The following is a 17508-nucleotide window of genomic DNA, read 5'->3' as shown; positions in this document are numbered from 1 at the left end:
GCGCACCCCGTACGCATTGTCCCTGTATCAGGGACTCCCGGGGCGCACCCGGAGTTCCCGTGGCTCGCCGGGCGCGGGCCCGGGGCCGGGGGTCAGCCCAGCTGGCGGTTGTCGTCGCCCTTGTCGAGCCGGCCGCCGCGGTGGCCGCCCTGGTGGCGGAGGTGGTCGCGTTCGGCCTTGAGGCGGAGGCGGTCGGCCTTGGTGCGCTTGCGGCGGACTCCGACCCCGCCCATGAGGGCCAGACCGAGGATCCGGACGCGGGGGGCCGAGGGGTCGGGGGCGCCTTCGTCGCCGCCCTCCTCGCCGAAGCCGCCCATCAGGCCGACGCCGTTGACCTCGACGTTCAGCTCCGGCGGCACGATGACGTCGATTCCGCCCATGATCGCCCAGCAGCGGATGACGACCTCGCGGTCCTCGAAGTGGGCCTCCCGGAGGTCCAGCTCGCCGCCGCCCATCACGGCGAAGGCGTTGAAGGCCCTGGGGACCGTCCAGCGGCCCTTGCGGCCGAAGCCGCCCCAGAGCGCGATCGCCATTTTGGAGGTGGCGACGCCGCCGATCCGGTCGCTCCACCGCTGGGCCGCGCCGGTGGGCGCGGTGGCCGGGGACGCCGGGGCGCCGCCGGTCACCGGCAGATCGCTGACGAGCGGTTCCAGTTCGCCGTGGGTGCGGGCCCTGTAGGTCGCGTCGAGGCGTTCCTCGAACTCCTCCATGGTGAGCCGGCCCTCGGCCACCGCATCGCGGAGCCGTTCGGCGATCCGTTCGCGTTCGGTGTCGGAGGCCCGCATCTCAGGGAGTTCACTCATACGGGAAAGGATAGTCAGCCGGAGGTCAGACGCCCGGGCGATCCGCGTACATCCTGGCGATGACGGCCTCGATGTCCGGTTCGCGGATCGACAGATCCATCACCGGGTACGCCGCCGCCACCTCCGCGACCAGCGGGGCGGCGGACCGTCCGGCGGGGAAGGCCAGCCACTGCCGGGGGCCCTCGACCCGTACCGTACGGGCGGAGTCCAGTTCCAGCGGCGGCAGCTCGCGCTCCAGGTCGACGACGAGGATCCGCTCGCTGCCGCCGGTCTCGTGGAGGCCGCCGAGCGGGCCGTCGTACATCAGTCTGCCGTGGTCGATGACCATCACCCGGCTGCACAGCTGTTCGATGTCGGTGAGGTCGTGGGTGGTGAGCAGGACGGTGACGGCGCGTTCGGTGTTGAGGTCGCGGAGGAATTCCCGGACCTTCGCCTTGGAGACCACGTCGAGGCCGATGGTGGGTTCGTCCAGGTAGAGCACCTCGGGGTCGTGGAGCAGGGCCGCCGCGATGTCGCCGCGCATCCGCTGGCCGAGGGAGAGCTGGCGGACCGGTACGTCCAGCAGTTCGCCGAGGTCGAGGAGTTCGACGCAGCGGTCGAGGTTCTCGCGGTAGCGCCGGTCGGGGATCCGGTACATCCGGTGGACGAGGCGGTACGAGTCCCGGAGCGGCAGGTCCCACCAGAGGGTGGTCCGCTGGCCGAAGACGACTCCGATCCGGCGGGCCAGCCGGGCACGTTCGCGGGAGGGGTCGATTCCGGCGACCCGGACCCGGCCGCCGCTGGGGGTGAGGATGCCGGTGAGCATTTTGATGGTGGTGGACTTCCCGGCGCCGTTGGGGCCGATATAGCCGACCATCTCGCCGCGCGGGACCCGGAAGGAGATTCCGTCCACGGCCCTGACCCGGTGTTTCTCCCGGCGCAGCGGGCCGGTTTTGCGGCGGACGTCGAAGAACTTCTCGACGTCAGTGAGTTCGATGACGGTTTCAGTGCCGGGCGCGTCGCCGGCCCGGGGCGCGGTGTCGGTCGTGGCCATGGTCAGCTCCCTGTGCTGCGGTAGGTGCGGAGGCCCGCGCGCCAGGCCAGTCCGGCCAGGGCGCAGCAGCCCGCCGCGACCAGCGGCGGGGCGAAGGCGAACCAATCCGGTACGCCGACCGGGTAGGGCCGCCCCATGATGTAGAGGCCGGGGAGCCAGCTGACGAAGGCGAGGGGGACGACGAAGGTCACCCCGCGGACCAGGTCCCGGGCGAAGACCGTGGGCGGGTACTGGACCATGGTGATCCCGCCGTAGGTGAAGGAGTTCTGGATCTCTGCGGCGTCCTGGGCCCAGAACTGGAACGCGGCCCCGGCCACGAAGAGCGCCCCGAAGATCGCCGCGCCGCTGAGTACGGCGACCGGCAGCAGCAGCGCCTTCAGCGGGGTCCACGCCACGTCCACCGAGGCGAGTCCCCAGCCGAGGACGACCAGGCCCTGGGTGACCCGGCCGAGCCGACGCAGGGCGAAGCGGTCGGCGGCGAGCTGGGCGAGTACGGGGACGGGGCGGACCAGGAAGCTGTCGAGGGTGCCGTCCCGGACCCGCCGTCCCAGCCGGTCGGTGGAGCCGAGGAGGAGGTCGGTGAGGCCGAAGCCGGTGGAGGCGATGCCGTAGAGGAGGGCGATCTCGCCGAGCGTGTAGCCGCCGAGCGTGTCGATGTGCGAGAACATCAGCATCACGGCGACGAAGTCGAAGACGCTGAAGGCGAAGCTGGTGACCAGGGCCATCGCGAAGGAGGCCCGGTAGGCCAGGGTGGAGCGGATCCACATGGCGGTGATCAGTCCGTACGCGCGCAGCCCGGCCAGCGCGCCCGAGGGGTCGTACGGCTCCCCGGACGGCGGCCCGGGAGCGGGCCGGGGCGCGGGGACCGGGGTGGGCCGGTAGGGGGTCTCGGGCTCAGCCACCCTGGACCACCACCCGGCGGGTCGCCGCGGTCTGGAGCAGCCGTCCGGCCGCCAGCAGGACGATCGCCCACCCGGCCTGGAAGGCGTACGCCTCGATCAGTCCGGTGCCGGTCCGGACGCCGAGCAGGATGTCGGCGGGGATCTGGAGGTACGACGACCAGGGCAGCGCGCGGGCGATCTCGCCGAGGACGCCGGGGAAGACGTTCAGCGGTAGCAGCATCCCGGAGAAGAACATCCCGGCCAGCGCGCTGAGCTGGGTGACCCCGGTACCGTCCAGCAGCCAGAACGCGGAGAGCGCGACCAGATAGCGGAGGGCGAAGCTGACGATCAGGCCGAGGAGGACGGAGAGCAGGAACGCGGCCCAGGTCAGTGGTGACGACGGCAGGGCGAGTTCGAAGACGAGGGCGCCGACGGCGACCGGGACGACGCCCCGGCCGAGCAGATGGAAGCAGGCCCGGCCGAGGTCGGCGGCGAGCCAGAACGCCTGGAGGTCGGCGGGCCGATAGAGGTCGACGGCGATGTCGCCGGTTCTGATCCGTTCGATCAGTTCGTTCTCGAAGCCGCCGCCCATCATGGCGCAGGCCGCCAGCAGCGCCTGGCCGAGCCAGACGTAGGTGAGGGCCTGTTCGATGCCGTAGCCGCCGAGCTGGGGCCGCTGGTCCCAGAGGGCGATATAGGTGTAGGCGATGATGAAACCGAAGACGGTGTTGGTGAAGACGCCCGCCACGGTCGCCATGCGATAGGCCGCGTACCGGCGGAATCCGCCGACCGCCACGACTCCGTACAGCCGCACCCGCGTTTCCCTCCCCTGTCGCGTCTCGTTGTGTCCGGTGGCGGCCTTCGCGGGCTCGGAACCGCGGTGCCGCGTCGTGCCGTTGTCGCCGGGTGCCGGGGGCTCCCGGACCACCGGGCGCCGCGGGCGGCCCGGGGCCGAAGCGCAGGAGCCTAGTACGGGCCCGTGTCCGGCGCGACCCGTTTTCCCCGGCTCTCATCCGTGCGGGTCCGGGGAACAGCAGACCGAAAAGTGCAGTATGTGCCTATGAGTGAGCAGCCACCGCAGCAGGGCTGGGCCCCCCGGGACGCGACCGCGGCCGGGCCGGGGGGTGCGTCGACGCCACCGCCGGACCCCGACCGGGGCCGGGCGCGGGGCCCCGGGCCGGGCGGCCGGCGGCGGACCGGCTGGCGGCGGGCCGTCCCCACCTGGCGGGCGGCGCTGGCCGGGCTGGTGGTCGTGGGGGCGCTGCTGGTGGCCGCCTTCGCCGCCGGGTACGCCCTGGTCCACATCCCGTCCGCGAACGCGGCGGCCGTCGCCCAGTCGAACGTCTATCTCTACGAGGACGGCAGCAGGCTCGCCGTCGACGGCGAGGTCAACCGGGAGAACGTGCCGCTGGCGCAGATCCCGCTGACGGTCCGGCACGCGGTCCTCGCCGCCGAGGACCGGGACTTCTACTCGGAGCGGGCGGTCGACCCCAAGGCGATGGTCCGGGCCGCCTGGAACACCCTGACCGGCAAGGGGAAGCAGTCCGGTTCGACCATCACCCAGCAGTACGTGAAGAACTACTACCTCGGCCAGGAGCAGACCCTGTCGCGTAAGTGGAAGGAGTTCTTCATCGCGATCAAGCTGGGCCGGGAGCAGAGCAAGGACGAGATCCTGGCGGGGTATCTGAACACCAGCTACTTCGGCCGGAACGCGTACGGCGCGCAGGCCGCGGCGCAGGCGTACTACGGGACGGACGTCTCGAAGCTGACCACCGCCCAGGGCGCCTATCTGGCGTCGCTGCTGAACGCGCCGACCGCGTTCGACGTCACCACCCACCCGGAGAACCGGGGCGCGGCGCTGGCCCGCTGGAACTACACCCTCGACGGCATGGTGAAGCAGGGCTGGCTCTCCCCGGCGGAGCGGGCGGCGACGGTCTTCCCCACCCCGCTCAGCGCCCGCCCTGCGACCGGTCTCTCGGGGCAGCGGGGGTATGTGGTGCAGGCGGTGGAGGAGTATCTGACGTCCCGGGGGATCGTGGACGAGCAGACCCTGGCGGCGGGCGGCTACCGGATCACCACGACGCTCCAGCGGTCGAAGCAGGACGCCTTCGTGAAGGCGGTGGCCGAGCAGGTGACGGCCCGGCTGGAGCCGGAGCGGCGGGCCGCCGACCGCGACGTCCGGGTGGGGGGCGCGGCGATCGACCCGGCGTCGGGGCAGGTGGTGGCGCTCTACGGCGGGGTCGACTACACCCGGCAGTACGTCAACAACGCCACCCGCCGGGACTACCAGGTGGGGTCCACGTTCAAACCGTTCGTGCTGGCGGCGGCCGTGGAGCACCGGGCCACCACCCAGGACGGCCGCCCGATCACCCCGGGCACGGTCTACGACGGCGACGACCGGCGCCCGGTCCGGGGCTGGAGCGGGGGCCGGTACGCGCCCGAGAACGAGGACGGCATCTCGTACGGCCCGATCACCGTGGCGACCGCCACGGACCGGTCGGTGAACGCGGTCTACGCCCAGTTGGCGGTGGATGTGGGCCCGGCGGCGGTGAAACGGACCGCGATCGCCCTCGGCCTGCCGCCCGGCACCCCCGATCTGTCGGCTTCGCCGTCGATCGCGCTGGGTCCGGCGACGGCGAGCGTGCTGGACATGACGGAGGCGTACGCGACCCTCGCCAACCACGGACGCCGGGGCGGCTACTCGATCGTGGCGAGCGTCAGCAAGGACGGTACGGCGGTGGGCCTGCCCGAGCGGCGGGAGCGGCGGGTGGTGAGCCGGGAGGCGGCCGATACGACGACGGCGGTGCTCCAGGGCGTGGTGGAGGGCGGTACGGGTACGGCGGCCAGGACCGCGGGCCGTCCGGCGGCCGGGAAGACGGGGACCGCCGAGGAGGACAAGGCCGCCTGGTTCGCCGGCTACACGCCCCAGTTGGCGACGGTGGTCGCGGTGATGGGCCAGGACCCGGACACCGGGGTGCAGAAGCCGCTGTACGGGGCGATGGGGCTGCCGCGGATCAACGGGGGCGGCGCGCCAGCCCGGGTCTGGGGCCAGTTCACCGGGGACGCGCTGGCGGAGACCGAGATCACCGATTTCGAACTGGTCGTGGAGGAGGGGACGTACGACGAGGGGCCCGCGTCGCCGGGGACGGAGTCGCCGGACGGGCCGACGGGTCCGTCGCCGAGCACCGGTCCCCCGGACGAGGTGGTGCCCCTGCCGCCGGGGATCACCCTGCCTCCGGTGACGGTGCCGTCCCTGCCGGTGGAGATCCTGCCGTCGGCGCCGCCGGTGATCGGGGACGTACCGCCGGGGGCCGGCGGGGGTCCGGTGGTGCTGCCGGACGTTCCGGCGGACGGGGTGTTCCGGGACGAGGGTCCCGGCACCGGTGACGCCGGTCCCGGACCGGAACCGAGTACCCGGGCCCGCCGCCCGTACTGAGCCGCCGGAACCGGGGCCGAGGGCGGGCCGCCGGGAAAAGGGCCGAGGCGCCGTGCACGGGGGTGAGCACGGCGCCTCGGCGGTTTCGGGGGTCAGTGGCCGGAGGTGGCCTTCAGGCCGACGACCGCGACCAGCAGCAGCGAGACGAAGAAGATCCGGGCCGCCGTCACCGGCTCGTTCAGGGCGACCATGCCGACGATCGCGGCACCCGCCGCGCCGATGCCGACCCAGACGCCGTAGGCGGTACCGATGGGCAGCGTCTTCGTGGCCTGGGCCAGCAGGATCATGCTGGCGACGATGCCCGCGCCGGTGAAGACGCTGGGCCAGAGCTTGGTGAAGCCCTCGGTGAACTTCATTCCGATCGACCAGCCGACTTCCAGCACACCGGCGATGATCAGCAGAACCCATGCCATGACGGCACCTCCGAGACATTCGAACTTCGTATCCGGGGTGCGTCGTCTTTGCTGAAGTCCCGGTACGGCGCGTCTCGTCGGGGTGATCCCCAGCTTAGCAAAGCAGGGGCAAAGCCCCCGGTGACCTTGGTCACCGGGGGTATTTCGGCCATCCGGGTCCGCTGTTCCGAGGCGATACTCCGGTGCCCAGGACTACCGCCGTAGCGGTCCCGGGGTCCAGACCGTGCCTCGGGCCTCGTACTCCAGCATGGCCTCCAGCTTGGTCGCCGGGTCCGCGCCGAGTTCCCGGCGGGTCAGCCAGAGGGCGAGTTCCAGTCCGGAGGTGACACCGCCCGCCGTGACCAGATCGCCGTCGTCCACCACCCGGGCGTCCTTGAGGATGCCGCCCCGCCGCTCCAGGTCCGCGCGGGCTCCCCGGTGGGTGGTGCAGGGGCGGCCCCGGGTGAGTCCGGCGGCGGCGCAGAGGATCACCCCGGTACAGAGGGCGGCGATCGTGAGCCCGGGGCGGACCGCGCGGGCCAGCGCCCGGGGCAGGGTGCCCCGGGCTATCTCGGTCGCCACCCCGGGCTTGCCGGGCCGCCGGTAGCCGCCGCCGGGGACCACGAGGACATCGGCCTCGTCGGGCTCCCAGGGGCCGATGCCCCGGATCCGGGTGCCGTACGCGCCGGTGACCGAACCGGAGCCGGCCACGGCCGTGTAGCGGACCTCGACCGGGCGGTCGGTGAAGTACCCGGCGGCGGCGAAGACCTCGTACGGCGCGGCGAAGTCCAGCTCCTCCACACCGTCGAACATGACGACCTGGACGCGGAGGGGACCGGTCCCGGCCCGTCCCGACGCGGCGGCCGGGGCCGTACCGGCGGTGGCGCCGAGCGCTCCGACGGCGCCCAGGGCGGTCGAGGTACGGAGGGCGTCCCGGCGGTTCATGGGCGGCATACGGATCTCCTGTCCGGCGCGGTGTCGGTCGCGTCAGGAGTCGGACACCGCGGCCGGGGAGTTCCCCCCGGGCCGGGGCACGTCCCGATCCGAGGGCGATCGGCCCGTACCGCCATCCGGTCCTACAGATACAGACCGGTACTGTCCTCGGAGCCCTGGAAACGGTCGGCGGCCACGGCGTGCAGGTCGCGCTCCCGCATCAGGACGTACGCCACACCCCTGACCTCGACCTCGGCCCGGTCCTCGGGGTCGTAGAGCACCCGGTCACCGGTCTCCACGGTCCGCACGCTCTGACCGACGGCGACCACCTCGGCCCAGGAGAGCCGACGGCCGACCGCCGCCGTCGCGGGGATCACGATGCCGCCGGTGGAACGCCGCTCGCCCTCCGGGATGTCGGTCCGCACCAGCACACGGTCGTGCAGCATCCGGATGGGGAGCTTGTCGTGCTGGGTGCCCGGGTCTCGGGTGGTGTCGGCGCTCACGCGTGCAACCTACCCGTACTCCCGGCGGACGGTGGCCGCCGGGGCCCCGGGAGGCGGCGGTTCACCCCCGGGTCAGCCCCGGCCCCTGCGGGACGAGACGGCGAGCAGTCCGACCACCCCGACCACCACCAGGGCGACCGGCACGACCCGGTCGAGCCGGGCGGCGCCGTCCTCGGTGACGAACCGGGACCGGATGTCGTCCACGGTGCGCTGCACCGCGTCCAGCGCCCGGCCTCTGACCTGGTCCACCTGCGACGCGACCTTGGCCTTGGCGTCACCGACGATGGTCTTGGGGTGTACCCGTACCCCGATCTCGTCCAGCGTCTCGGCCAGCCGGTCGCGCCGCTGGACGATGTCCGCCTCGATCTGCGCTGGGGTCCTCGCGTCCGACACCGCGCCGCCTCCGTGGTTGATTCCTGGTTCGTCCGGTTCCCGTACGGATCCGGTAGCTCCTCGACAGTCTGTCAGCTCTGCCGCCGTCGCACCCCACGGCACCCCCATTACGCTCGACCGCGTACACCACGCACACCTTCCGAGGAGAGCCCGAAGAGCATGAGCGACCGCCTCAAGCCCGGTGACCTTGCCCCCGACTTCACCCTGCCCGACGCGGACGGCAAAGAGGTGTCCCTCGCGGACCACCGGGGCCGCAAGGTCATCGTCTACTTCTACCCGGCCGCCCTGACGCCCGGCTGCACCAAGCAGGCATGCGACTTCACCGACAATCTGGACGTCCTGGCCGGGGCCGGTTACGACGTGATCGGTGTCTCGCCGGACAAGCCGGAGAAGCTGGCCCGGTTCCGGGAGCAGGAGAGCCTGAAGGTGACCCTGGTCGGCGACCCGGAGAAGGAGGTACTGCGGGCGTACGGCGCGTTCGGCGAGAAGAAGCTGTACGGGAAGGTCGTGACCGGCGTCATCCGGTCCACGGTCGTCGTCGACGAGGAGGGCAAGGTCGAACGGGCCCTCTACAACGTCCGGGCCACCGGCCATGTCGCCAAGATCATCAAAGATCTGGGGATCTGACCCGAAACCCAGGCGGGGCAGCCTGCCGGGGCACCCGGCGGGGCATCCGGCGGCATCGATCACGGGCCGATATCCGGCGAGGGCGCGGGCCCGCAGCCAGTAGAGTGAGCTGCGACGGGGGCCCGTACCCCAGCTGGCTAGAGGGCGCCGGTTTAGGTCCGGTGTGTCGTGGGTTCGAGTCCCACCGGGCTCACGGTCGAACACGAGGGCGCGGCCCCCTTTCGAAGGGGAGCCGCGCCCTCGGCGTGTGCCGCGCCGTCGGCGGGTGGTGGCCCTCGGCGGGTGGTCGCCTCAGCCCGCCAGCTCGCGGACGACGGGCACCAGGGCCCGGAACGCCTTGCCCCGGTGACTGATCGCGTTCTTCTCATCCGATGTCAGCTCGGCACAGGTCCGGTCCATGCCGTCGGGCTGCAGGATCGGGTCGTAGCCGAAGCCGTTGGTCCCTGCGGGCACATGGCGCAGTGTGCCGGTGAGCCGCCCCTCGACGACCCGCTCCGTACCGTCGGGCAGCGCGAGGGCGGCGGCACAGAAGAAGTGCGCGCCGCGGTGCTCCGGGGCGATGTCGGAGAGCTGGGCCAGCAGCAGATTCAGATTGGCCGGGTCGTCGCCGTGGGTCCCGGCCCAGCGGGCGGAGAAGATCCCCGGCGCGCCGCCGAGGACGTCCACACAGAGCCCGGAATCGTCGGCGACGGCGGGCAGCCCGGTCGCCTTCGCCAAGGCATGCGCCTTGAGCAGGGCGTTCTCGGCGAAGGTCACCCCGGTCTCCTTGACGTCCGGAACCTCCGGATAGGCGTCGGTACCGACGAGGGTGTGCGGAAGTCCGGCATCGGCGAGGATGGCCCTCAGCTCGACGATCTTCCCGGCGTTGCGGGTGGCGAGAACGATACGGCTCATCCCCCGATTATCGTCCTCCCGACGGGTCCGCCTCACTCGACCCGGGCCACGCGTTGTTCGCCGCGGGCGGCCCGCGTGGGGCTATGCCTTCGGCGATGGGGACCCCAGCGCCTTGGCCCTCCGGCTGAGGCCCACAACCCGGGCCGCACCCAGCGACCCTATGTTGTCGGCGGCCTGCGGACCGTGGCTGGCTGGTCGCGCAGTTCCGCCCCCTATGCCTTCGGCAATGGGGGGACCCCCAGCGCCTTGGCCCTCCACGGCATCGCCGACAGACCCGGGCCGCGCCCGGCGGCCTGATGTAGTTCGCGGTCCGCACCACCGTCGTGGCTTGTCGCGCAGTTCCCCGCGCCCCTAAATGCTCTCCCCGGCACCGCCCTGAAAGGGTTGACGGTCTTGGAGGGCCCGTCTCTTGGGAGGAGCGGTCAGGAGGGCAACCTAGGGGCGCGGGGAACTGCGCGACCAGCGACGGGCGGGCCGCTGACCGCCGACGACATCAGGCCGCCGGGCGAGACCGGGTTGTGGGCCTCAGCCGGAGGGCCAAGGCGCTGGGGGTCCCCCCATTGCCGAAGGCATAGGGGGCGGAACTGCGCGACCAGCCACGACGGTGGCGCGGACCGCGAACGACGCCAGGTCGCCGGGCGCGGCCCGGGTACTTGGGGCGATGCCCCGGAGGGGCAAGGGATGTCAGGGGGTGCAGACCTTGCGGATTTCCTTGCTCGCGTCCTTCAGCGGGGCGATGTCCACCGTGTTCTCGTTGTTCTCGATCGCCCGGCGGATGTTGTCGATGCCCTTGTCGAGGTCCTTGACGGCCTTCTCCAGGTCGGCGTTGTCCGTCTTGTCGTCGAGGGTCTTCAGTTCCTTCTCGATGTCTTCGAGGGACTGCCGCGCCTCGGTCGGGTTGTCCGCGGCGTTGGAGACGGCGCTCTGGAGGTTGTCGAGGCTGCGGGTGATGGTCTCGGCGGTGTCGAGGCAGTCGAGGGCGGTGTCGACGGCGTCGCACCCGGTGACGACGGGCACGGTCAGCGCGGCTGCGGCGAGCGTGACGACGATTCGGCGGCGCGCGGTCATGGTGGTTTCCTCCCCCGGGCGCACCGGGGTCCCTCCCCGGTGTCGGGGCGTACGACCGGTGGCGGTACGCCCGTGCCCCCGAAGACGCCGGGCCGGGCGGTGGGGGTTGCTCGCCGTCCGGCCCGTAGGAGGGGACGGCCGGAACCGTCCGGCCCCGTACGGCCGGACGGCTGGAACCGCCCGTACGGGTCAGGCGTCGGCGCCGGTCTCGTCCAGTGCGGCGCGCTGGAGTGCGGCCAGGTCGGCGCAGCCCCCGGCGGCCAGGTCGAGGAGGGCGTTGAGTTCCTTGCGGTCGAAGGGCTCGGCCTCGGCGGTGCCCTGGACCTCGACGAAGCGGCCGTCGCCGGTGCAGACGACGTTCATGTCGGTGTCGGCGCGGACGTCTTCCTCGTAGCGCAGGTCGAGGAGGGGTACGCCGTCGACGATGCCGACGGAGACGGCGCCGACGGTGCCGGTCAGCGGCTGCCGTCCGGCCCGGATCAGCTTGCGGCCCCGGGCCCAGGTGACGGCGTCGGCGAGGGCGACGTAGGCGCCGGTGATCGCGGCGGTTCGGGTGCCGCCGTCGGCCTGGAGGACGTCGCAGTCGAGGACGATGGTGTTCTCGCCGAGGGCCTTGGTGTCGACGACGGCGCGCAGGGAGCGGCCGATCAGCCGGCTGATCTCATGGGTGCGTCCGCCGATCCGGCCGCGGACGGACTCCCGGTCGCCGCGGGTGTTGGTGGCGCGCGGCAGCATCGAGTACTCGGCGGTCACCCACCCCTCGCCGCTGCCCTTGCGCCAGCGGGGTACGCCCTCGGTGAAGGAGGCGGTGCAGAGGACCTTGGTGTCGCCGAAGGAGACGAGGACGGAACCCTCGGCGTGCTTGCTCCACCCGCGTTCGATGGTGACGGGACGGAGCTGTTCGGCGGTGCGGCCGTCGATGCGAGACATGACCCGAGCCTATCGGGAGCGGGGGACTGCTCCGTCCGGCGTACGGCTCCGGTCCCGGGCGCCGCCCGGCGTACGATCCGGCGCGCTCCGGGCGTACGGATCCGGCCCGCGGTACAGGTCGCCGGACTCGCCCCGGGGCGCCGTCGGCGTACGGCCCGGGTCGCTGCCGGCGTACGGCCCCCGAGCCGCCCCGGGCGTCACCGGCGTACGGCCCCGGACATGCGTACGGGCCCGCTCCGGCTCGGCGGAGGGGGCCCGGGCGTGGTGACCGCGCAGGTCACATCATGTCTTCGATCTCCGCGGCGATCGGGTCCGCGTCCGTACCGATGACGACCTGGATCGCGGTACCCATCTTGACGACACCATGGGCACCGGCGGCCTTCAGACCGGCCTCGTCGACCTTGTCCGGGTCGATGACCTCGGTCCGGAGACGGGTGATGCAGCCCTCGACCTCTTCGATGTTGTCGACTCCGCCGAGCGCGGCGACGATCTTCTCAGCCTTCGTGGCCATGTCTTCTCCCTGGTGTTCCCCGGCGACCTCGACGGGTCGCTCGGCGCTGCGACGGCCCGCGATCGGCCGCTCGGTCACGGTAACGCACGGTTGGCCCAACTTCACGGGCGATGTGCCGCTTCGTACCCAATGATGACGATCACGGTCCGCGCGGCCGTACGGCAACTGGTCTACACCAGTCTGCCCGACCTGCCAAACCAGGCCCGTTCGAGCCGGGAGGAGTGCCGATGGCGTCCGAGAGTGTGGCGGCCCGGGGACGGTCCCCCTGGAGCGGATTCTTCCAGGGGCTCCAGAAGATGGGGCGCAGTCTCCAGCTCCCCATCGCCGTCCTGCCCGCCGCGGGCATCATCAACCGGCTCGGCCAGCCCGATGTGTTCGGCGCCGAGGGGCTGGGCTGGAACGACGTCGCCAAGGTGATGGCGGGGGCGGGCGGGGCGCTGCTCGATCCCGAGCTGGGGCTGCCGCTGCTGTTCTGTGTGGGTGTCGCCATCGGGATGGCGAAGAAGGCGGACGGCTCCACGGCGCTCGCCGCCGTGGCGGGCTTCCTGGTCTACCGGGGCGTACTGCGCCAGTTCCCGATCGACTGTACGCCCGGGTCGAAGGCGGCGGGCGGCGGCTGCGCCCACGCGGACGGCACGTTCAGCCTCTTCCAGTACCAGAATCCGGGGGTGTTCGGCGGCATCGTGATGGGTCTGCTGGCCGCGTACTTCTGGCAGCGGTTCCACCGCACCAAGCTGGTGGACTGGCTGGGCTTCTTCAACGGCCGGCGGCTGGTGCCGATCATCATGGCGTTCGTGGCGATCGCGTTCGCCGCGCTCTGCCTCTGGATCTGGCCGCCGATCGGTACCGGTCTGGAGCACTTCAGCGACTGGCTGGTGGGGCTCGGGGCGTGGGGTTCGGGCATCTTCGGGGTGGCCAACCGGGCGCTGCTGGTGATCGGGCTGCACCAGTTCCTCAATGTGCCGATCTGGTTCCAGCTCGGGAGCTACACCAAGCCCGACGGTACGACGGTGCACGGCGATATCTCGATGTTCCTGGCGGGCGACCCGAACGCGGGCCAGTTCACCAGCGGCTTCTTCCCGATCATGATGTTCGCGCTGCCCGCGGCGGCGCTGGCGATCACACATACCGCGTTCCCGCACCGCCGCAAGGAGGTCGGCGGGCTGATGCTCTCGGTGGCGCTGACATCGCTGGTCACCGGGATCACCGAGCCGATCGAGTACTCGTTCCTCTTCGTGGCGCCGGTGCTGTACGTGATCCACGCCGTGCTGACGGGTGTCTCGATGGCGGTGACCTGGGCGCTCGGCGTCCATGACGGCTTCAGCTTCTCGGCCGGGCTGATCGACTATGTGATCAACTGGAGTCTGGCGACGAAACCGTGGCTGATCATCCCGATCGGGCTCTGTTTCGCGGTGGTGTACTACGTGATCTTCCGGTTCGCCATCACGTTCTTCAAGCTGCCGACCCCGGGCCGGGAACCGGAGGACGTGGGCGAGCAGCAGGAGAAGGACAACATCAAATAGCGCACCGCGAACGGCGCTCGGCCCCGTTCGCCCGGCCCCGGCCCCCGCCCCTTCGGCGGGGGCCGGGGCTTTTCCGGGTTCGGGCGCCCCGGTGCCCGAAATCGGGCCGCACCCCGGCCGACCTCGGGCCCAACCCCCCATCGCGCCCGAATTGTTACGTATGTTCCACGCCACAATATTTGAAGGTTCCTTATCTATCCCCGACCCGCACAGCCGTGCTACAACAGGTCTAAACCACTCAGTGGTGTAGACCAGAGGCACGCTCCTGGTCGGTCCCACTGGGATGGGTCTCCGTCATACCCCGATTCCCCTCAAGGCGTCGTCGTCCCCCCTGCCATGCCGCCGGGCGCCGCCTTGCCCACTGGAGGATGCACATGTCCACGGCGAGTGACGCCCCCGCGGCGCAGAAGAAGAAGGGCGCGGGCGCGATGGCTGTTATGCAGCGCATCGGCCGCAGCCTGATGCTGCCGGTCGCGGTGCTGCCCGCGGCCGCGCTCCTGGTCCGCTTCGGCCAGCCCGACATGCTGGGACGCGAGTCGTTCCCGGAGCTGATACAGAAGATCGCCGGTTATATGTCGGCGGGCGGCAACGCCCTCCTCGACAACATGCCGCTGCTCTTCGCCGTCGGCATCGCGATCGGCTTCGCCAAGAAGTCCGACGGCTCGACCGCCCTCGCGGCCGTCACGGGCTATCTCGTCTTCAAGAACGTCCTGGCCCAGTTCACCGACAAGAACCTGCCCGAGGTCGCCAAGGTCGTCGACGGCAAGATCGTCATGACCGAGGCTCCGGTGGACGCCAAGGTCCTCGGCGGTGTGGTGATGGGCCTCGTCGTCGCCCTGCTCTACCAGCGGTTCTACCGGACCAAGCTGCCCGACTGGGCGGGCTTCTTCGGCGGTCGCCGACTGGTGCCGATCCTTTCCGCCTTCGCGGGTCTGGTCATCGCGATCGTCTTCGGTCTGATCTGGCCGGTCCTCGGCACCGTGCTGCACAACTTCGGCGAGTGGCTGGTCGGCTCCGGCGCGGCGGGCGCGGGCATCTTCGGTGTCGCCAACCGGGCGCTGATCCCGATCGGCATGCACCACCTGCTGAACTCGTTCCCGTGGCTCCAGGCCGGTGAGTACGACGGCAAGAGCGGCGACATCGCGCGCTTCCTGGCGGGCGACCCCGAGGCGGGTCAGTTCATGACCGGCTTCTTCCCGATCATGATGTTCGCCCTCCCGGCGGCCTGTCTCGCGATCGTCCACTGCGCCCGCCCGGAGCGGCGCAAGGTGGTCGGCGGCATGATGTTCTCCCTTGCGCTGACCTCGTTCGTCACGGGTGTCACCGAGCCCATCGAGTTCACCTTCATGTTCATCGCCCCGGTGCTCTACGCGGTGCACGCCGTCCTCACCGGTGTCTCGATGGCCCTGACCTGGGCACTCGGCATGCGGGACGGATTCGGCTTCTCGGCCGGCGCGATCGACTACATACTGAACTTCGGCATCGCCTCCAACCCCATCGGTCTTGCGCTGGTCGGAGTCGCCTTCGGCGCGCTCTACTACGTGGTCTTCCGGTTCGCGATCACCAAGTTCAACCTGCCGACGCCGGGCCGTGAGTCCGACGACGAGCTGGCGGAGCTGCAGAAGGCGGAGTCGGGGTCGAAGTAGGCCACCGGACCCGATCGACGGTACGGCCCCGGGCGCTCGCCCGGGGCCGTACCGTTCTCGCGTTCCGGGCCGGGTGCCGTCCGCCCCGGACGGACCCCGGCGGCACCCGCTCACACCTCGTACGCGACCCCGGCCGCCGCCAGCTCCACCGGACCGGGGTACGTCTCCCGGGCGTCGGCCAGATTCCGCCCGGCGTCGGTCCACGGCGGGATGTGCGTCAGCACCAGCCGCCCCACCCGGGCCCGGTGCGCCAGCTCACCGGCCTCCCGCCCGTTGAGATGGAGGCCCGGGATGTCCTCCTTGCCGTGGGTGAAGGACGCCTCGCAGAGAAAGAGGTCCGCGTCCGCCGCCAGTTCGTACAGCGGCTCGCAGACCCCGGTGTCGCCGGAGTACGCCAGGGTCCGGCCGCCGTGCTCCAGCCGGATCCCGTACGCCTCGACGGGGTGGGCCACCCGCTCGACCCGGACGGCGAAGGGCCCGATGTCGAAGCTGCCGGACTTCAGGGTGTGGAAGTCGAAGACCTCGGCCATCGCGGAGGGCGCGGGTGTGTCCGCGTACGCCGTGGTCAGCCGCTGCTCGGTGCCCTCGGGGCCGTAGACCGGGATCGCCGGGCAGCGCCCGCCGTCATGGCGGTAGTAGCGGGCCACGAAGTACCCGCACATATCGATGCAGTGGTCGGCGTGGAGATGGCTGAGGAAGACCGCGTCGAGGTCGTAGAGACCGATATGGCGCTGCAACTCGCCGAGGGCTCCGTTGCCCATGTCGAGCAGCAGCCGGAAGCCGTCGGCCTCGACGAGGTAGCTCGAGCAGGCCGATTCCGCGGACGGGAACGACCCCGAGCAGCCGACGACGGTGAGCTTCATGGAGCTGGGACCTCCGTTGACGGGGAGGGTGACGGGTGCGGGCCGGGCACCCCCGGGCCCGAAGGCGCGGGGGTGAGGTCCGGGTCGTGCGGTCCGTCGAGCGTAAAGCGCAAAAGAGGTGGCCGCTCCTCCTGCGCCGGGCGTTGTGGGGGAACTCACCTGGGCTGTCACCGATTCGGACGGCACAAGGGCGCGCGTACGGGGCACGGGGCGCGTTTCGTAGCGGTACGGGGCGCGTAATGCGGGCCGCGCCGGGGGCCGGGCCGCGCGCCCGGGGCTCCCCGCCGGGTGCGGGGTCCCGGCGGCGTCGGTACGGTCGGTGCTGTGAACGAGTCGTGGTGGCCGTATCTGGCCGGTGGGGTGATTCTGCTCGCCCTGCTCGTGGCGGTGGCCGAAGCCAGGGGCCGGACCGGCCGCGGGGGCGGGCCGGGCCGTCCGGCTTCCCGCCGCCCGCCGGAGCGCCGCCCGCCGGGCCGGGCCCCGGTGCTGCGGGGCCGCCGCCTCCGCCCGGGGGACATCTGGTGGGCCGATGTGCCCTACGAGGACGGCCCCGGGTCGAAGGACCGCCCCTGTCTGGTGCTCCGGGTCGGCTCCGCCACGGCCCGCGTCGCCAAGATCACCAGCCGCCCCGATCCCCGGCCCGGGGTGATCCCGCTGCCGCCGGGGACGGTCGGCGACGCCCGTGGGCGCGCCAGCTATCTGGAGACGGACGAACTCCGCGACGTCCGGGTCTCCGCCTTCCGCCGCAAGGCGGGCACGCTCCCGCCGGAGCTGTGGGACCGCGTCCGGCACCTCGCCTGATCGCGGGCGCCCGAACGGCGATCGGCGATCCGCCGCGCGGACTCCGCGGTGTAGGCCGGGCTCACCGCGCGGGCGGTACGGCCCGTCACCACGGCCGGCCGCGGCCCGTACTCCGGCCGTTCCGGCCCGGGCGGAGCGATCGAATCCGTGATCGAGCCGACGACCGTCGACGGGGGGACGGAGCGGAGCCGGGGACCCCGCGCGGGCGCCCGATCCGGGTCGCCGCCGTCCACGACGGGCCCATCCCGCCCGTCGCCGCCCTCGCGCACCC

18 protein-coding genes, 1 tRNA gene and 1 riboswitch are annotated in these 17508 nt (G+C 71.9%); of the genes, 6 read left to right on the top strand and 13 right to left on the bottom strand.

Features of this window, described 5'->3' with window-relative positions:
• Positions 1-92: 92 nt before the first annotated feature.
• The 4 genes from AB0G74_RS15640 to AB0G74_RS15625 all read right to left on the bottom strand — a co-directional run bounded on the left by AB0G74_RS15640 (position 93) and on the right by AB0G74_RS15625 (position 3531).
• Positions 93-785: a DUF1707 domain-containing protein gene (locus AB0G74_RS15640; RefSeq protein WP_361145889.1), complete on the bottom strand. Its 693-nt coding sequence runs from the start codon at positions 783-785 to the stop codon at positions 93-95.
• A 43-nt stretch (positions 786-828) separates the two neighbouring features.
• The gene (locus AB0G74_RS15635) at positions 829-1836 is read right to left on the bottom strand and encodes an ATP-binding cassette domain-containing protein (protein ID WP_361145769.1); all 1008 of its coding nucleotides are present in this window, start codon (positions 1834-1836) and stop codon (positions 829-831) included.
• Positions 1837-1838: 2 nt separating this feature from the next.
• A complete protein-coding gene (locus tag AB0G74_RS15630; RefSeq protein WP_361145886.1) occupies positions 1839-2639 on the bottom strand; it encodes an ABC transporter permease in 801 nt (266 codons plus the stop codon).
• Positions 2640-2730: 91 nt separating this feature from the next.
• Positions 2731-3531 (bottom strand): ABC-2 family transporter protein, encoded by an 801-nt coding sequence (locus AB0G74_RS15625; RefSeq protein ID WP_361145765.1) that lies wholly within the window; start codon positions 3529-3531, stop codon positions 2731-2733.
• Positions 3532-3777: 246 nt separating this feature from the next.
• Here AB0G74_RS15625 and AB0G74_RS15620 point away from each other — a divergent pair, with 246 nt between their 5' ends.
• Positions 3778-6153, top strand: a complete 2376-nt coding sequence (locus tag AB0G74_RS15620; protein ID WP_361145762.1) for a transglycosylase domain-containing protein — start codon at positions 3778-3780, stop codon at positions 6151-6153.
• 92 nt (positions 6154-6245) lie between these two features.
• Here AB0G74_RS15620 and AB0G74_RS15615 read toward each other — a convergent pair whose 3' ends face one another.
• From AB0G74_RS15615 to AB0G74_RS15600, 4 genes are all read right to left on the bottom strand, one after another.
• Positions 6246-6566, bottom strand: coding sequence for a multidrug efflux SMR transporter (locus AB0G74_RS15615; RefSeq protein WP_358824091.1), 321 nt, complete (start codon positions 6564-6566; stop codon positions 6246-6248).
• Positions 6567-6602: 36 nt separating this feature from the next.
• Positions 6603-6681, bottom strand: a riboswitch (guanidine-III (ykkC-III) riboswitch).
• 77 nt (positions 6682-6758) lie between these two features.
• Complete coding sequence (locus AB0G74_RS15610; protein ID WP_361145883.1) at positions 6759-7490, bottom strand: DJ-1/PfpI family protein; 732 nt, start codon at positions 7488-7490, stop codon at positions 6759-6761.
• A gap of 131 nt (positions 7491-7621) precedes the next feature.
• Entirely contained in the window at positions 7622-7924 is a 303-nt protein-coding gene (locus tag AB0G74_RS15605) for a co-chaperone GroES (RefSeq protein ID WP_361145880.1), read from the bottom strand.
• Between the two features lie 129 nt (positions 7925-8053).
• Complete coding sequence (locus tag AB0G74_RS15600) at positions 8054-8374, bottom strand: DUF3618 domain-containing protein (RefSeq protein ID WP_361145758.1); 321 nt, start codon at positions 8372-8374, stop codon at positions 8054-8056.
• 159 nt (positions 8375-8533) lie between these two features.
• On the opposite strand from AB0G74_RS15600, the gene bcp reads away from it, so the two are divergent.
• Complete coding sequence (gene bcp / locus AB0G74_RS15595; RefSeq protein WP_361145755.1) at positions 8534-9001, top strand: thioredoxin-dependent thiol peroxidase; 468 nt, start codon at positions 8534-8536, stop codon at positions 8999-9001.
• A gap of 118 nt (positions 9002-9119) precedes the next feature.
• Positions 9120-9194, top strand: a tRNA-Leu gene (locus tag AB0G74_RS15590).
• A gap of 98 nt (positions 9195-9292) precedes the next feature.
• On the opposite strand, the gene rdgB is transcribed toward AB0G74_RS15590, so the two are convergent.
• The 4 genes from rdgB to AB0G74_RS15570 all read right to left on the bottom strand — a co-directional run bounded on the left by rdgB (position 9293) and on the right by AB0G74_RS15570 (position 12482).
• Complete coding sequence (rdgB, locus tag AB0G74_RS15585; protein ID WP_361145752.1) at positions 9293-9895, bottom strand: RdgB/HAM1 family non-canonical purine NTP pyrophosphatase; 603 nt, start codon at positions 9893-9895, stop codon at positions 9293-9295.
• Positions 9896-10579: 684 nt separating this feature from the next.
• Positions 10580-10963: a hypothetical protein gene (locus AB0G74_RS15580; RefSeq protein WP_361145749.1), complete on the bottom strand. Its 384-nt coding sequence runs from the start codon at positions 10961-10963 to the stop codon at positions 10580-10582.
• Positions 10964-11152: 189 nt separating this feature from the next.
• Positions 11153-11893 carry a ribonuclease PH gene (rph, locus tag AB0G74_RS15575; RefSeq protein ID WP_358824086.1) on the bottom strand — a complete coding sequence of 247 codons (741 nt, stop codon included), beginning with the start codon at positions 11891-11893 and terminating at the stop codon, positions 11153-11155.
• Between the two features lie 277 nt (positions 11894-12170).
• The gene (locus AB0G74_RS15570; RefSeq protein ID WP_361145745.1) at positions 12171-12482 is read right to left on the bottom strand and encodes a PTS glucose/sucrose transporter subunit IIB; all 312 of its coding nucleotides are present in this window, start codon (positions 12480-12482) and stop codon (positions 12171-12173) included.
• Positions 12483-12631: 149 nt separating this feature from the next.
• Between AB0G74_RS15570 and AB0G74_RS15565 the strand changes: the two genes are divergently transcribed.
• Complete coding sequence (locus AB0G74_RS15565) at positions 12632-13927, top strand: PTS transporter subunit EIIC (RefSeq protein ID WP_361145742.1); 1296 nt, start codon at positions 12632-12634, stop codon at positions 13925-13927.
• 374 nt (positions 13928-14301) lie between these two features.
• The gene (locus AB0G74_RS15560) at positions 14302-15573 is read left to right on the top strand and encodes a PTS transporter subunit EIIC (protein WP_361145739.1); all 1272 of its coding nucleotides are present in this window, start codon (positions 14302-14304) and stop codon (positions 15571-15573) included.
• A 110-nt stretch (positions 15574-15683) separates the two neighbouring features.
• On the opposite strand, the gene AB0G74_RS15555 is transcribed toward AB0G74_RS15560, so the two are convergent.
• Complete coding sequence (locus AB0G74_RS15555; protein ID WP_361145737.1) at positions 15684-16436, bottom strand: MBL fold metallo-hydrolase; 753 nt, start codon at positions 16434-16436, stop codon at positions 15684-15686.
• A gap of 324 nt (positions 16437-16760) precedes the next feature.
• Here AB0G74_RS15555 and AB0G74_RS15550 point away from each other — a divergent pair, with 324 nt between their 5' ends.
• Positions 16761-17237 carry a type II toxin-antitoxin system PemK/MazF family toxin gene (locus AB0G74_RS15550; RefSeq protein ID WP_361145734.1) on the top strand — a complete coding sequence of 159 codons (477 nt, stop codon included), beginning with the start codon at positions 16761-16763 and terminating at the stop codon, positions 17235-17237.
• The last annotated feature ends 271 nt before the right edge of the window (positions 17238-17508 follow it).

The sequence above is a fragment of the Streptomyces sp. NPDC020875 genome (genome assembly GCF_040641415.1).
Lineage (GTDB): Bacteria > Actinomycetota > Actinomycetes > Streptomycetales > Streptomycetaceae > Streptomyces.
Note: the sequence above shows the minus strand (reverse complement) of the source record. Positions and strands in the feature narration are given on the sequence as shown.

What these genes read in the sequence shown, in the direction of transcription:
- AB0G74_RS15640 (WP_361145889.1), bottom strand. Translation starts at nt 785, where the DNA reads ATGCGGGCCTCCGACACCGAACGCGAACGGATCGCCGAACGGCTCCGC.
- AB0G74_RS15635 (WP_361145769.1), bottom strand. Translation starts at nt 1,836, where the DNA reads ATGGCCACGACCGACACCGCGCCCCGGGCCGGCGACGCGCCCGGCACT.
- AB0G74_RS15620 (WP_361145762.1), top strand. Translation starts at nt 3,778, where the DNA reads ATGAGTGAGCAGCCACCGCAGCAGGGCTGGGCCCCCCGGGACGCGACC.
- AB0G74_RS15615 (WP_358824091.1), bottom strand. Translation starts at nt 6,566, where the DNA reads ATGGCATGGGTTCTGCTGATCATCGCCGGTGTGCTGGAAGTCGGCTGG.
- AB0G74_RS15610 (WP_361145883.1), bottom strand. Translation starts at nt 7,490, where the DNA reads ATGAACCGCCGGGACGCCCTCCGTACCTCGACCGCCCTGGGCGCCGTC.
- AB0G74_RS15605 (WP_361145880.1), bottom strand. Translation starts at nt 7,924, where the DNA reads ATGCTGCACGACCGTGTGCTGGTGCGGACCGACATCCCGGAGGGCGAG.
- bcp (WP_361145755.1), top strand. Translation starts at nt 8,534, where the DNA reads ATGAGCGACCGCCTCAAGCCCGGTGACCTTGCCCCCGACTTCACCCTG.
- rdgB (WP_361145752.1), bottom strand. Translation starts at nt 9,895, where the DNA reads ATGAGCCGTATCGTTCTCGCCACCCGCAACGCCGGGAAGATCGTCGAG.
- AB0G74_RS15580 (WP_361145749.1), bottom strand. Translation starts at nt 10,963, where the DNA reads ATGACCGCGCGCCGCCGAATCGTCGTCACGCTCGCCGCAGCCGCGCTG.
- rph (WP_358824086.1), bottom strand. Translation starts at nt 11,893, where the DNA reads ATGTCTCGCATCGACGGCCGCACCGCCGAACAGCTCCGTCCCGTCACC.
- AB0G74_RS15565 (WP_361145742.1), top strand. Translation starts at nt 12,632, where the DNA reads ATGGCGTCCGAGAGTGTGGCGGCCCGGGGACGGTCCCCCTGGAGCGGA.
- AB0G74_RS15560 (WP_361145739.1), top strand. Translation starts at nt 14,302, where the DNA reads ATGTCCACGGCGAGTGACGCCCCCGCGGCGCAGAAGAAGAAGGGCGCG.
- AB0G74_RS15555 (WP_361145737.1), bottom strand. Translation starts at nt 16,436, where the DNA reads ATGAAGCTCACCGTCGTCGGCTGCTCGGGGTCGTTCCCGTCCGCGGAA.